This window comes from Comamonas odontotermitis (genome assembly GCF_040396735.1).
In the GTDB taxonomy this organism is placed as follows: Bacteria; Pseudomonadota; Gammaproteobacteria; order Burkholderiales; family Burkholderiaceae_C; genus Comamonas; species Comamonas odontotermitis_C.
In genome coordinates this window covers 370,877-385,798 of record NZ_JBEBNZ010000001.1, presented here as the reverse complement: position 1 = coordinate 385,798, position 14,922 = coordinate 370,877, and the positions used below count along the sequence as shown (strand labels likewise).

The window sequence follows — 14,922 nt, the reverse complement described above, 5'->3', positions numbered from 1 at the left end:
ACTTGGGCGGGCCAGTACAGTGCCTGCGCTTGGGCCTCATGTGCAGCGTAGTTCTTCGCTTGGCAGGTTAGCTCTTCAGCTGCATCTGCCGCTGCAGCGCTTGGCGATGCATGTGCTGCCTGTACTACGCCAGCGATAGCTAGCGCAGCACATGCCTTAGACATCAGGGTAAAGGCTAGCTGTTTACTCCCCATGGGCAGCCCCGCTGGTGGCATGGCGCGAGGCGGCTCCTTTGTGTGCCCCTGGGCGCATGCGCTGGCGGCGCAGCCAGCCCCCCATTCCCAGCAGGGTCAGGAGAGACAGCACAGCCACCGAAAGCGGGCTCAGGCCTGGTACGGCGATTGGCTCGGCCTGTTCACCTTCTGGCAGCGGCCCGCTCTGAACCACAGGGCCACCTGGGTCTTTGATTACGCCGTTCGCTTTCAAGTCGTCGTCACCCAGCTGTCCGTCGGTGATGGTGTAGCTGACCTTGCCGCCCGAGATCTTGAGGTTCTTGGGCACATACCACAGGCTCTTGCCACGCGACGTTGGGGTGGGGCCGTACTTCATGTAGTTGCTGATGCCCAGCATATTCGGCCACTCAGTGGTGATGGTGACCGTGCTACCGACATCGCAACCGATGAGTTCGTACTCAAACACGCCATGCGGGAAGAGCAGGACATCAAAGAGCGGCAGCAGACCTTCAGCCTTCTTGACAAAGGTCTTGTTGGGGTCAAAGCGGCAGCTTGCGCCGCCACCGGTCACGGAGGCCTTGAGCGAGCCCGTGCCCGTTGGGGTTTTGATGGTGACTTGCTTGTCACCCGCAGGCGCAGCCGTGTTCTTGAGGCCCACACGCACTTCCTTCGCTCCCGCAGTGGCAACCACCACCTCGTAGTCACCTACGGTCTTGTTGGCTGCGAGCTTGGGCGAAGCTGCCACGCCTTGGGCATCGGTCGTGGCTTGGGCTGTCACGCTGCCACCCACAAACACCGCACTCGCGCCGCTCGCAGGCAGGGTGAAGGTCACTACGCGTCCTGCAATCGGACTCCCCTGACCATTGACCAGTTTGACCCGGATCACATTGGTGAATGCGGTATCGACGATGGCAGATTGACCACCACCAGAGACCACTTGCAGGTTGAGCACTGGCACGGTGATCGCGGTGTTGGTCAACGCGAACTGCACGGTATCCACAACACCAGTTGCCGTCGCCACCACTTGGAAACTGCCTTCCGTGTTGTTGGCCGTGAGCAATGGCGAGCTGGCGAAGCCATCGGCATCGGTTTGGGCCTGCACTTGCAGCGCGCCACCAGCAAACCTTGCGCTCGCACCGCTGGATGGCAGCTGGAAGCTGACCGTATGGCCAGCCACACCTGCGCCTTGGCCGTCGACCAACTTGACCTTGAGGACCTGGGTAAAGGCGGTGCCCACATTGGCGGACTGGCCGCCACCGGAGACGCTCAGCAGATTGAACACTTGCACCGGCTGCTTGGTGTTGCTCAGCGAGAATTGAACCTCGCCAGAGACGCCTGCAGCAGTGACAATCGCCTTATAGCTGCCCTCGGTGCCGTTAGCTGTCAGCACCGGAGAGATGGCCAAGCCTTGGGCATCTGTCGTGACGCTTGCGGTACTGGAGCCACCGGCAAAGCTGGCCGTAGCAACATTGGCGCCTGCCGATGGCAGCGAGAAGACCACAACCTTGCCCGACACCCCTACGCCTTGCTCATTCACCACCAAGACTCGCAAGGTTTGGGCGAAGGCTTGGTTGATTTGAGCGGACTGGGCGTCACCCGCCACCGACTGCAGCGACAGGATTGGCGCGGCGGCATCGCTGTTGCTCAGATCAAAGACCATCGAAGTTGTCACATTGTCTGCACTGGCAACGACTTGGTAGGAACCCACCACCGCGTTGGCCGTGATACCACCCGTCGAGGCAAAGCCTTGGGCGTCGGTGGTCACTTGCAACTGCTGCGTGCCATTGGTGAAGACAGCGCTAGCGCCGCTGGCTGGGGCCAGGAACTTGACGGTTTGGCCTGCCACGGGGACGTTGTTTTCATCGGCAAGACGCACTTGCAGCGAAGCACCGAAGGCGGTCCCCACCTTGGCGGCTTGCTGGTTGCCACTGCTGATGGTCAAGGTCCAGTTCTTGGTGGTAGAGCCGTCATCCTTCCAGGCGGCAGACACCAAGCCAATCCACTGTGCAACCGATTGCAGTGCCGCATCGCGGCCTGCATCTTGTGCAACCGCACGCAGTTTTTGCTGCACTTGCAGCAGCGCAACGATGGCATCACCCAGTTTTTGCTGCTGAACAGCTGCCACAGCCTGGTCAAATAGTGCAGCGATCTCAGCCTTGGCGGGAGCTGTCAGACCTTGTACAGATGGAACTGCCGCACGCGCATTGGCTTCAGCTTGCTGCTGAGCAATGGTGCGCACGTTGTGCGACCAGCTGTCGATCACTGTGGCATCTGCCGTATTGCGCAGCTGGGATTCCAGCGTGAAGGCTTTGGAGTCTGCTGGCAGCTGTAGCCACAGCTCAACCGTCTGCTCTGCACCCGCAGCCATATCCAGCGGCCAGCTGAGCTGATCGCCGTTCTGCGAGGCGGTGGGCTTGGACGAGAGCAGCTTGGTGCCATTGCCCAAGACACTAGAGAGAGTCACCTGGCGAGACTTGCTGTCGCCATTGGTGATGACGGTCTTCACCTGAAGACTGGATTGGGCCAGCATCGGATCGACCAGCTTGGGTGTGCTGGAAGCGATCTGCGCCTTGAGCCACTCAGTCCATGCAGTGCCACTGAGCTTGTCGCCGAACTGGTCGAAGCCCATGGCCAGCACCTGGCCCTTGCCATAGCTGGCTCGTGCGGCGGCGGTTTCTCCAGAGATGTAACCCAGCTGGCTGGTGGCCTGGGCATTGGGTACCAAGGACCAGCTTGGCGACGCCAGTGGCAGCTGTGTCGAACCCAACTGCAGTGCTGCGCTCGCCAGAGGTTGATCGGCATAGGTACCCCACATTTCAGCGATAGCTCGCAGATTGGTATCAGCAGCGCCATCCACGATCAGCGAGGCGCCTCGCAATACGGCAGCACGCACTTCTTCTTGCAGATGGGTGTTCAGGTCAGGGAGCGATCCGCTCAGCCACAGGATGCTGAAGTCTCCAGCGCGCAACGCTTTTTGGAAGGCAGCAGCAGTCGCCACGATTTCTGGTTCGCTGTCATAGGTCGCCAACACAGCCTGTGCGCTCTGGTGCTTTGTCTCAGCACATGCCTGATCTGCACCACAGCCGATATAGGCCAGTACACGCGCACCTTGGCCTGCCGTTTGGGTAGCGGTCACGGTCTCACTGTCCTGGATCTTGATGAGAGTGGACGCGCTGTTGTTGCTGGTGATGTCATCCTTGGTGGACGAACCAATACGAGCAGCCACCGAGAATTCCTTGGCCGTATTGTCCTTAACCGTCTGCACTTCCATGGTCAGCACAGCGGTGGAATTCTTGGCCATGTCGCCCAAGGTCCATACGCCATTGGCGTAGCTGCCCACTGCCGCCGATTGGCTGAGCACCGTGAGACCTGCGGGCAGCTCCACATTGACCATGACCGCCTTGGCAGTCGCTGGGCCAAAGCTTTCTGCAGTGATGGTGACGGTGGACTTGTCGCCACGCTTGACCGTAGACGGTGTTGCACCAGCGGCAATCTTGAGATCCGCCTTGGGTTCAGGATCAGTGGTCTCGGGTATGGCGGCACGTTTGGCAAACAAGTAGCCGGTAGCCGCCGTACCAGCAGTCAATTCGATGCTGCTGAATTTGCCCGCTTCGCTCTTACCACCTGCAGAACCTGCCAGCGCCGCCCCATCCACCAAGCCATCGGTAACGCCTGCGACCAAGGTATAAACGCCGGGCTTTAGCTTGGTAAAGTTGAATGCGCCTTGCGCGTCTGTGTAGGCAGTTTGCAGCTCGGACGCACCGGTCCCTGCCCGGGTGCCTGTGAGCTTGATCTCGGCGACCGGGATTCCAGGCTCGCCTTCGTCACGCATCCCGTTGGCATTGGCATCCTTGTAGACTACGCCTGCAATGCTGGCCTCTGCAGATCCCGCTACGAAACCAATGGTGTATTGGCCCGAGGTATTGGCGTCGAAGATGTTGAGAAAGTAGCTCCAACTGAGGTCTTCATTGCGCTCCTTGGATAGCCAGACATTCTCTGCAGGCACGATATAACCGTCAGAGCGTGTCACCTGCACCGGCACCTTCGCCCCCTGACTGGAATCCGGGACACGTGCATAAGCAAAGCCCTGCGCAACAGCTGTGAATTTGAGGATGGCGCTGTTGCCCTGTACGGTCATCTGCGCGGAAGCAGTCTGGTTCTGTACTTCCGCATCCGCCCCATCCGATTCGTAGACACGGAGAACATCACCATCCTTGGCGAGGAAGTCACGCACCTTGTCACGCCCGGGAAGATCGACACGTACGTCCTGGATCAAGGTGTGGGTACGAACCTCCTTGATCAGGGAAGTAACAGCCCCGCCCAGAGAGTCGGCATGTGTAAAACCGGCAGTGAAGTCGACAAACTTGCCTGCCAGACTGGTCACCATGGACCAGCGACCCATTTTGGAGGCCCCGGACTCAATGTCTCCAAAGTCGAGCAGCAGGCTTTTGCCTGCTGGTTGGTCTCCAACGAATCCACCTAGTATCTGAAAGCTGACGGCCAAGCCTTGCCGGTTTTCGACAATCTTGGGCTGGGCCGTTTCTATCTTGGTTTTATACGATACGCCGCCGCCCTGGTTCTTGATTCTGACCCCCAGGGTAAAAGGCTCGGCCGCCTCGGTCTCCGGGGTAAATGCATCATCGGCATACACGTCGCGAGGCAGAAAATAGTCCAGCACCAATTCGGGCTGCGGGCGCACAACAATGGCTTCTGGTGTGACATCGACCGTGTCAGTCTTGCCATTCAAGGTATAGGTGACTTTGGCGCCTACGTAATAAACAGCGCCTTCTGGCTTGTTACCTCCACTACCTGCGGCAGGAATAATGAGCCAGTTGATGTTGGCTACAGCCTTGGGCTCGATCACACCACCACTGAGGTTGGTAATGCCAGTGACTTGGTCAGTGCGGTAGAAAAAGGTCGCGCCCTGCGCGTTCGGGTCGGCGGTCGCCGTGACAACATTGTTGTTCGCGTCGAGAAATTTGAGCTCGATGGAAACGTTTTCCAGCTTCTGATCGGAGAGGCCATTGGTGATGACCATCTTGGCATCAAACGCCTGGCGCTCCAGCGATAGCTTTTGCTCGATGACAATCTTGACTTCAGCACAAACTGCATCTGCCGCCTGGGCAAATGCATTACTGATGGAATACAACGCCCCAAGCACAAATAACGCGCATATGGCGAACCAACCCCTCGCCAGCTGAGCTGGCAGTATTTTTCTATGCATAGCCCGTCTCTATTTAGTATGACTATCAAACCAAATGTAAACGAGCTTTACAAGACTGCCAAGTTACTTTGTAAAGACAGGAGGATCAATCCGACAAACGGTCAACGTCAGGATTTTGTCAGCTTGAACTGTTAACGAACAAAACGTTCACCAACCTCAAACAGGGCACCAAGCTGATATGTAGGCACCTCCCAAGAAGTTACCTCTTACCCTATACCAACCATGGCAGCTTGTTTGAAGAGGTTGCTAGCCATTCGCGCCTGCAACCCTGGATGTGGCAAAACAGCTGCCCCAGCAGTCATTGAGCGCAAGAACGCGACTTTTACATGCACCCAGTACTACTTGGTCTTTTTCGCACACTGACATGCGACTTCTTGAGCGTCCGTTGATCTCATGCCATTGAGTGGCAGCTCGGCTGCGCACCTTGCCGGCTGTGCGTCAGACCTGACCCTGAGCTTTGAGCCTGCCGGGCAGATGCTGGCTTTGCAAATACCACGCGCCATTGCCCCGCCCACCATGAAGTTGCCGATCACTCCACCGTCACGCTCTTGGCCAGATTTCTCGGCTTGTCCACATCCGTGCCGCGAGCCAGGGCCGTGTGGTACGAGAGCAATTGCAGCGGCACCACATGCAGGATGGGGCTGAGTGCGCCATAGTGCTCGGGCATGCGGATCACATGGATGCCCGGAGCGTTTTCGATGTCGGTATTGGCATCGGCCAGCACATAAAGCACCCCGCCCCGCGCGCGCACTTCCTGCATGTTGCTCTTGAGCTTTTCAAGCAACTCGTCATTGGGCGCAACGGTGACCACCGGCATTTCGCTGTCCACCAGAGCCAAGGGGCCGTGCTTGAGCTCACCGGCCGGGTAGGCTTCGGCGTGGATGTAGCTGATTTCCTTGAGCTTGAGCGCACCTTCCAGTGCAATCGGGTAGTGAATGCCACGACCCAGGAAGAGCGCGTTGTTCTTGCGCGCAAAGTCCTCGGCCCAGCTCACCACCTGCGGCTCGAGCGCCAGCACGGCCTGCAGCGCCACCGGCAGATGGCGCATCTGCTCCAGGTAATGGTCGGACTCACTCTCGGTAATCCTGCCCTTGGCCTGGCCCAGCGCCAGGGTCAGCAGGAACAGGCCTGCCAATTGCGTGGTGAAGGCCTTGGTGGAGGCAACGCCGATCTCCACGCCAGCACGGGTGATGTAGGCCAGCTTGCATTCGCGCACCATGGCGCTGGTAGCAACGTTGCAGATGGTCAAGGTGTGGGTCATGCCCAGGCCTTGTGCATGGCGCAGCGCAGCCAGCGTATCAGCAGTTTCGCCCGACTGGCTGATGGTGACGACCAGCGACCGGGGATTGGGCACGCTCTTGCGATAACGGTATTCGCTGGCCACTTCCACGTTGCAAGGAATGCCCGCCAGACCTTCGATCCAGTACTTGGCTGCGCAGCCACTGTAATAGCTGGTGCCGCAGGCCAGGATGAGGACGTTGTCGATTTCCTTGAACACGCGCCACGCGGCCGAGCCATCCGCACCATCAAACAACTCGGGCACCACGCTCACCACCCCTTCCAGGGTTTCAGCAATGGCGCGCGGCTGCTCGAAGATTTCTTTCTGCATGTAGTGGCGGTAGGGGCCAAGTTCTACCGCGCCGCTATGGGCATGCACGGTCTTGACGGGGCGCTCGCTCGCCTCCATGGTTTTGCCCGCCTGGTTCGCGATCCAGTAGCGGCCAATTTGCAGATCGACCATGTCGCCTTCCGCGAGGTAGACGATCTGGTCGGTGACGCCCGCCAGCGCCATGGCATCGCTGGCGAGGAAGTTCTCGTTCTGCCCCACCCCCAGAATCAGGGGCGAACCCGCCCGCGCGCCCACCACACGGTGCGGCTCATCCTTGTGCATCACCGCAATGGCATAGGCACCGCGCAATTCCTTGATGGCAACCTGCACAGCCTCGAACAGATCGCCGTTGTAGTGGCTGTCCACCAGATGCGAGATGACTTCGGTATCGGTCTGGCTCAGGAACTCATAGCCCTTGGCCTGCAAGGCGGCGCGCAGGGCTTCATGGTTTTCGATGATGCCGTTGTGCACCAGCGCCACGCGACCCACAGCGTTGGTGTCGCCCACGCCCGGGCCGGCGCTGAAGTGCGGATGCGCGTTGTGCACGGCTGGCGCACCATGGGTGGCCCAGCGGGTATGGGCGATGCCGGTGGCGCCCTGCAGGTGCTCCTTGGTCACCTGCTCCATCAACTCTGCCACACGGTCCGTGCTGCGGGCACGGTTCAGGCCGCTTCCCTGGTTGCCCTCCAGACTGGCATCGTGCACGGCCACGCCGCATGAGTCATAGCCACGGTACTCCAGCCGCTGCAGGCCTTGCACCAGCACCGGGACGATATTGCGCGTAGAAACTGCTCCAACAATGCCACACATGGGTTTCACTCCTTGATCGATGGTTGCAGTGTAGATACGCTTAAAGAAAATTATTAATCTATTTTTTCTTATATATGAAATTAAATTTCCCCATTTCAATGATTTGAAATATTATTTCTAAATGGACAAAATTTTGACTGAATTGGAACTCGACATCATCGATCTGCAATTGCTGGACGCCTTGCAGCAGGATGCCGCCATCAGCAACCAGGCGTTGGCAGAAAGAGTGCATGTCTCGCCGCCCACCTGCCTGCGCCGCACCAAACGTTTGCGCGAGCTGGGTTTGATCGAGGCGCAGGTCGCCCTGCTCTCCAGCGATGCGCTGGCACGGCTGCAGGGCTTTGGCCTGACCGCGCTGGTGGAAGTCAGCCTGGAGCGGCAAGGTGCCGAGGCGCTGGATGCATTTGAAGCCCTGGTGGTGGCAAGCGACCATGTACAGCAATGCTGGCGCGTGAGCCCGGGGCCGGATTTTGTGCTGGTGGTGTATGCGCACGACATGCCCGCCTATCTGGCGCTGGCACAGAGGCTTTTTACATCGCAAGCCAATGTGCGCAATGTCAAAGCCTATTTCGCGACCAAACGCAGTAAATTTGTAACACGCATTCCCATTCAGAAGGGGCCGCATCTCACCCATGTACAGTGACCAGGGTTGCACATGTTTTCGATCTGTTGAATGAATTTAGAGCCTTTCATGCGCCTGGCAAATCACCGGTTCACACAGGCCTGCGCGGCTCCTGCACCACAGGCAATGCAAACAAAGGTCAGGACACGACCGCAACTTCGGCGGCAGAACTGGACTGGCCTCTCACCAGGCCAGACCCTCTATATGCTCTTGAATGGATAGCTGCTCAGGTCTGCGTGGATTGCGCTGCCGATTATTTTTATGAATGCAGTTCGTTTGAACTCTGTCTGTTCAGCGCAGCAACCCGTGGATGCCTCCAGCACCAATAGCCTGGGCCTCCCATGGAGCCCACAAGCTGCGAGGCACCTGCCTGTATTCGTATCGGTGCATGACCACTACGGCGTTGGAATCCACCGCCTGTCAGATATCACCGGTAACCATCCGCAACACACTTGCCGCCTTGCAAGCGAAGCTTCATACTTACCATACGGGTATCAATTCGTAACTGGTTTTTGAAATTTGGGTCAGATAACCATCACGAGTTCACTCGTTGAGAAAGAGAGGTCCGCATGGAACACATCAACAACGACAACACCTTGCAGCGAGGTCAGTGGGGCCGCATGGTTCTCATGCTTGCCTGCGCGCTGGCTGCAGCAGGCGCCCTGTGGCAACTGGATGCGGGCTGGCCCGCATGGCTGGCCGTGGTGGCACCCGCGCTGCTGTGGCCGGCATTGGCCCAATGGATGTCGCAGCGCAGCGGACAATCGGACAGCAACGATGTGATTCTGGCCTTTGTAGACGGCATCATTATCGGCATCTGGATGGCGTTGACCCATTTCAACCTGCTGGCCAGCCTTGTGATGCTGATGGTGCTGGTGCATAGCACCTTCGTGCTGCAAAGCGCTCGCCACGCAGTGCTCGTGGTGGCCGGAGCCATCGCGGGCCTGGCGGTCTGCGGCCTGCTCACTTCTTTTGCCATGCGGTACAACCCGGGCATGGCCGCCGTTCTGGGCAGCCTGCTGGGGCTGGCGATTTACCTGACCACGCAGGGCATCATCACCAGCCGGCTGCAGGAATCGCTGGTGCACAAGGAGCAGATGCTGACCGTGATGCGCCGGGTGGATGCGATGACCGGCTTTTTTGGCCGCGCCTACTGGAACGATCTGGCCGCACGCCTTTTCAACTATGCAAGGCAAAAAGACATTCCCGCCTTCATGCTGGTGGTGGATGTGGATAACTTCCGAGACATCAACAGCCGCAAGGGCGAGACTGCCGGGGACGAAGTCATCATTGCCGTGGCCAACACCTTGCGCACCTGCGTGCGCCCCGGTGACGCCACCTGCCGCTTTGGTGGCGATTCGTTTGGCGTACTGCTGTCGGGTGTGAACCTGGATGTGACCAACAAGATTGCCGACCGCATCCACAACCAGGTGCAGACGCGCCGCCTGCGGGACTGGCCCGATGTGCAGATCAACGTCAGCATCGGCATCGCCAGTCTGGCCAAGTACCACCAGTCGGTAGAAGAATGGATCAAGCAGGCCGAAAGCGCGCTGGAGCAAGCCAAGGGAGCCCCTCGCATGCCTGCCGCCATGCCGGAGCTGGAGCCAATCTCCGCCGAACACCTGGCCGAGCTGGCGGGCAACCCCACCCCTTCGGCACCCGCCCGCGCCTGAGACCCAGGCGCCCACGCCAAAAAGCCCGCCAGTTCAACACGGCGGGCTTTTTGCTTTGGCCTGCGCACTTACCCGTTTATGGTCCGCCCCCAGCTGGGCTGGAATGCACCTCCACGGCTCAATTGCTAGCTTAATTACCTGTTTTCTTGGCAGGCCGCGCCCAGTTGGCAATGCTTACCTGCTTGCCCCGCGCCACGCTCAAGGCGCCGGGCGGCGTATTCTTGGTGATGGTAGATCCGCCGCCCACCGTGCCCCCTGCGCCTATGGTGACCGGCGCCACCAGTACGCAATTGCTGCCGATATGTACATCGGCCTCGATCACCGTGCGGTGCTTGTTGGCGCCATCGTAGTTGGCAGTGATGCTGCCAGCGCCGTAATTGACGCGCTCGCCCACCGTGGCATCGCCCAGATAGGCCAAGTGATTGGCCTTGGCGCCATCGGCCAGCGTGGAGTTTTTTACCTCGACAAAATTGCCGATATGCACCTCGCGCCCCAGTTGCGCGCCCGGGCGCAGACGCGCGAATGGCCCGATCAGCGCACCTTCGCCAACGCTGGCTCCCAGCTTCTCACCATCGATGTGGGTAAAGGGGTGAATCACGGCGCCCGCAGCAATGCTGGCGTTGCTGATGTGGCAGTACGCACCGATCTGCGCGCCGTCTCCAATGGATACCTTGCCGGTAAAGATGCAGCCTGCATCGATGTCCACATCCTGTCCGCAGGCCAATTGCGCGGGCACGCCCCGTGCGTCGTCACGCACATCAAAGCGCGCCGGATCGGCCAGCCGCACGCCCTGCTCCATCAGCGCCCGGGCTGCACGCAACTGGTGGGCACGCTCCAGCTCGGCCAGTTGCAAGGGGCTGTTGACCCCTGCCACCTGCAGCACATCGCCAATGCGGTGGCCAACCACCGGCACACCATCTGCCACGGCCATGGCGACGATATCGGTCAGGTAGTACTCGCCCTGTGCATTGTTGTTGTTCAGCCTGGCTAGCCAGGGTTTCAGGTGTTTGACCGGCACGGCCATGATGCCGCTGTAGATCTCGGTAATGGCCCGTTCGGCCTCGGTCGCGTCCTTTTGTTCGACGATGCGCTGCACGGTGCCTGCATCGTTGCGCACAATACGGCCATAACCGGTCGGGTCGGGCATGGCAACCGTGAGCAGGGCCATCTTGTCGTTGCCAGCGGCGCGCAGCAGGTCTTGCAGGGTATCGGCCTGCGTCAGCGGCACGTCGCCCGACAGAACCACCGCCATGCCATCGCCCGCCAAAGCCGGTACGGCCTGCTGCACGGCGTGGCCCGTTCCCAACTGCGGCTCCTGCCGCACAAATTTCAGATCAAAACCAGCTCCGGCGCCCGCCCCTTTTGCAGTGGCGGCTTCTACTTCTGCAGCACCGTGCCCCGTAATCACCACGGCAGAGCGCGCCTGCAACTGGCCTGACGTGTGCAGCACATGCTGCAGCAAGGCGCGCCCCGCCAGCTTCTGCAAAACCTTGGGATGGCGGCTTTTCATGCGCGTGCCTTTGCCCGCGGCCATGATGATGATGTCGAGTGGAGCAGTCATGGGAATGAATGGGAGGCAGCGCTATTGCGCTGCCAAATGGGAACAGAAGGACAAACTGCGCAATTATCGCGCGCCAGTATCCCAGGCCGTGCTGGCGGGTACCCGATGCGACACCCTGAAACAAAACAGCCTGCACAAGGCAGGCTGCTAGGGTGTTGGGGATTACGCCGTCGCGGCGTACATCATGCGAGTCAACTCAGATGTTGTAGAGCATGCTGCCGTCGGTCTTGCCCCACTGGAAGCGGGAGAACCACTTGGCGGGCTGCTCATCCAGATTGGGCTGACCGCCTTGGTTCTTGGGGAAGTGGTAGACCAGCGGCTCGCCGCCCTTGCCTTCCAGCACCACCGACTGACCTGCCTTGAGCTGCAGGGTCTGACCCGCCTGCAGCACGACGTCGCCAGCCTTCTGGCCTGCTTCGTTGCTCAAACCCAGGCCCAGCGTGACCCAGGCAGCGCCTTGCGAGATACGCAGTACCGCATCGCGCTGGGGCACAAAGCTAGTGGCCTGACCAATGGACAGGCTGCGCATCTCTGCCGCTGCCGAAGCAGCACGGCCGGAGGAACGCAGAGCGCCAGCACCCGCAATAGTGCCAGCGGACAGAACATGAGATGCAGACATTGCCATGGTATGGACTCCTTGCTGTAGAGCGCCGAATGAAACATCGGGTTAACCCTAGACACGTATCTTCCTACGTAGCTTGCGGCCCGTCCAATGAATTAAAGAATGCGGATCCATGCGGGTTATGCATTAATGGTTTACCCTAGTATTTGGTAATTTCTGACACCAATGCAGAAGGGTAAAGCACTGTCAGCTATCAAAAAATGAGTGCTAACGGCCTTCTACCCACCGACCCGTTCGAACTCCTGTGTGCTTCCTGCCACAGCAGTCGGTACATCCATGGGCGGCGAACCAGAAACGGGTGCCGCGCCCGCATAAAGCCTGAAAATGGCAGATCGCCTCTGCACCAGGCTTTTTGCCAGCTGGTGCAATCCCCTGTGCCGACACTGCCCCCACCATGCCCGACGACGCCCAGCCGACATCGCCGCTCCGCACCCGCCCGATTGCTGTCGGTCACCTGCGCGCCTTTCTGGCCGTGGCTCGTTATCTGAACTTCCGCGCGGCAGCAGAAGAGCTGGCACTGACCCAATCGGCCGTCAGCCGGCAGATTCAGGCGCTGGAAGACGAGGTGGGTGTTGCACTCTTCCTGCGCCACACCCGCGCGGTAGAGCTCACCAGTGCCGGTGCCCAGCTGCAGCGCGCCGTCACCCCGGCGCTGGAGCGCATCGATGCCTCCGTGCGCCTGATCCGCCAGACCAGCGGCCGCAAAAGCGTGGCCATCACCACCTGGGCCAGCTTTGCGTCGATGTGGCTCATTCCGCGCATGGAAGCATTTCAGCGCGACAACCCCGAGATCGACATCCGCATCGACGCCACCGACAACGTGCTGGACCTGGAAACCTCCGATGTCGATCTGGCCCTGCGCTACAGCCTGCCCCAGCACGCAGCGCGCGGCGCGCAGCGCCTGTTTGGCGAGCAGCTGGCCGTTGTCGCGAGCCCCTGGCTGCTCAAAAGCACAGCGCCCATCACCCAGCCGGCCGATGTGGCCCGCCACACCCTCATCGAAGCGGGCGACGCCCACCGCCTGCAGCACCTGGACTGGCTGACCTGGGAGCGCTGGCTGGATCTGCACGGCTGCGCCAACCTGCAGCCCAAGCGCTGGCTGTTCCTCAATTACGCCCACCAGATTGCTCAGGCAGCCCTCACCGGCCAAGGCCTCGCGCTGGCACGCATGCCGCTCGTGGCCGATTCGCTGGCCAGTGGCGACCTGGTCGAGGTGCTGCCCGAATTCCGCATGGATTCGCCCCTCGCCTACTGGCTGCTGATCGGCCCGCGCAGCCAGCAGCGCCCCGAGGTCACCGCCTTCTGCGCCTGGCTGCAATTGCAGGCCGCGGCAACGCGGGCGGCGATCGGGGATCGGCCAGAGATCGGATGAAAGACAAGAAAGACCCAGGCATCAACCACCACTTTCGGCGTGAAAGCAAAATCATGCTGTGGTGGCTGGCAGGCATTCCTGTGGTTTTGCTGATTGCAGGCTTGCTCGTGACGCCGGTAGTTCTTTGGTTTCTGAACCGCGCATCCTCTTGATACGCCCTGCGTATCACGCCGACCTAAATCGCACATAGACAGGCCCAGGAGCCCTCCCTACAGTCGGTTGTGACTGCGCCGCACAGGCGCGCAGCCTATAACGACAGCAGGAGACCGCCTTGAACACCTTCTTAACCCGCCGCGGCGCGCTTGCGCTCTGCGCCTTCAGCCTGACAGCCGCATTGAGCCCCGTGCTGCACGCGCAGGATTTCCCCAGCAAGCCCATCAAATTCATCGTGCCCTTCGGGCCGGGCAGCGGCACCGATACCTCGGCGCGCTACTACAGCAAGAAGCTGCAGGAAGTCACCGGCCAGCCCGTGGTGGTGGAAAACCGGCCCGGCGGCAACGGGTTCATTGCCGTCAAGCAGGCGCTGTCGGCCCCTGCTGATGGCTACACGGTGTTCATCGGCAGCAATTCCACCCTGGCAGTCAACACCGCGCTGTTCAAGGCCCTGCCCTACGATCCGCAAAAGGATTTTGCGCCGCTCACCATGCTGATGCGCGCCCCCGCCGTGGTGGTGGCACCCGGCGATGGCGAGGTAAAGACGCTGCGCGAGCTGGTGGCCAAGGCGCAAGCTGCGCCGGGCAAGGTCAATTTTGGCGCTGGCTCGGCGGGCTACCAGCTGATGGGCGAATTGCTCAACGATGTGGCCAAGGTGCAGACCGTGCATGTGCCTTTCAAGGGCGCGGGCGAAGTGGCCACCGCCGTCGCAGGCCATACCGTGGACTATGCGTTTGCCGAAGCCACCTCGGTGCAGGAGCTGATCAAGGCCGGGCGCCTCAAGGGCCTGGCCGTGGCATCGGATGCGCGCGTGCCCGCCTTGCCGCAGGTACCGACCGCCAAGGAGGCGGGCCTGCCCGGCATCGAGGCCTATACCTGGGTGGGTGCGATGGTGAGCAGCAAGACGCCGCCCGATATTGCCGCCAAGCTGGCCGGCTGGTTCACCCAGATTGCCAGCCTGCCGGAAACCCAGCAGTTCTACGCCCACTTGGGCGCCACTGCCATGAGCGGCGGCCCCGAGCAGATGCGCAGGTTTCAGGCTGATGAGATTGCGCTGTGGAAGCGCATTGCCGCGCAGGCCAAGATCGAACTGCAGTGATCTG

The 14,922-nt window shown here is 60.4% G+C and carries 9 protein-coding genes; 5 read left to right on the top strand and 4 right to left on the bottom strand.

Going from position 1 to position 14,922, the window contains the following annotated elements; all coding sequences use genetic code 11:
* Window positions 1–183: 183 nt before the first annotated feature.
* Window positions 184–5,322, bottom strand: coding sequence for a choice-of-anchor U domain-containing protein (locus ACH2DG_RS01710; protein ID WP_395023989.1), 5,139 nt, complete (start codon window positions 5,320–5,322; stop codon window positions 184–186).
* Between the two features lie 604 nt (window positions 5,323–5,926).
* Entirely contained in the window at window positions 5,927–7,816 is a 1,890-nt protein-coding gene (glmS, locus tag ACH2DG_RS01705; protein ID WP_395023988.1) for a glutamine--fructose-6-phosphate transaminase (isomerizing), read from the bottom strand.
* A 133-nt stretch (window positions 7,817–7,949) separates the two neighbouring features.
* Here glmS and ACH2DG_RS01700 point away from each other — a divergent pair, with 133 nt between their 5' ends.
* Window positions 7,950–8,459, top strand: a complete 510-nt coding sequence (locus ACH2DG_RS01700; protein WP_395023987.1) for an Lrp/AsnC family transcriptional regulator — start codon at window positions 7,950–7,952, stop codon at window positions 8,457–8,459.
* A 548-nt stretch (window positions 8,460–9,007) separates the two neighbouring features.
* A complete protein-coding gene (locus ACH2DG_RS01695; RefSeq protein ID WP_395023986.1) occupies window positions 9,008–10,111 on the top strand; it encodes a diguanylate cyclase domain-containing protein in 1,104 nt (367 codons plus the stop codon).
* 130 nt (window positions 10,112–10,241) lie between these two features.
* Here the strand turns inward: ACH2DG_RS01695 and glmU are convergent, their stop codons facing one another.
* Both glmU and ACH2DG_RS01685 read right to left on the bottom strand, forming a co-directional pair.
* Window positions 10,242–11,672 carry a bifunctional UDP-N-acetylglucosamine diphosphorylase/glucosamine-1-phosphate N-acetyltransferase GlmU gene (glmU, locus tag ACH2DG_RS01690; RefSeq protein ID WP_395023985.1) on the bottom strand — a complete coding sequence of 477 codons (1,431 nt, stop codon included), beginning with the start codon at window positions 11,670–11,672 and terminating at the stop codon, window positions 10,242–10,244.
* Between the two features lie 196 nt (window positions 11,673–11,868).
* Window positions 11,869–12,297: a DUF2917 domain-containing protein gene (locus ACH2DG_RS01685; RefSeq protein ID WP_395023984.1), complete on the bottom strand. Its 429-nt coding sequence runs from the start codon at window positions 12,295–12,297 to the stop codon at window positions 11,869–11,871.
* Between the two features lie 391 nt (window positions 12,298–12,688).
* Between ACH2DG_RS01685 and ACH2DG_RS01680 the strand changes: the two genes are divergently transcribed.
* The 3 genes from ACH2DG_RS01680 (at window position 12,689) to ACH2DG_RS01670 (ending at window position 14,918) form a co-directional block, all read left to right on the top strand.
* Window positions 12,689–13,666 carry a LysR substrate-binding domain-containing protein gene (locus ACH2DG_RS01680; protein ID WP_395023983.1) on the top strand — a complete coding sequence of 326 codons (978 nt, stop codon included), beginning with the start codon at window positions 12,689–12,691 and terminating at the stop codon, window positions 13,664–13,666.
* Window positions 13,663–13,818: a hypothetical protein gene (locus ACH2DG_RS01675; protein WP_395023982.1), complete on the top strand. Its 156-nt coding sequence runs from the start codon at window positions 13,663–13,665 to the stop codon at window positions 13,816–13,818. Before ACH2DG_RS01680 ends, ACH2DG_RS01675 begins: the two co-directional genes overlap by 4 nt.
* 119 nt (window positions 13,819–13,937) lie before the next feature.
* Window positions 13,938–14,918: a Bug family tripartite tricarboxylate transporter substrate binding protein gene (locus ACH2DG_RS01670; protein ID WP_395023981.1), complete on the top strand. Its 981-nt coding sequence runs from the start codon at window positions 13,938–13,940 to the stop codon at window positions 14,916–14,918.
* Window positions 14,919–14,922: the final 4 nt, after the last annotated feature.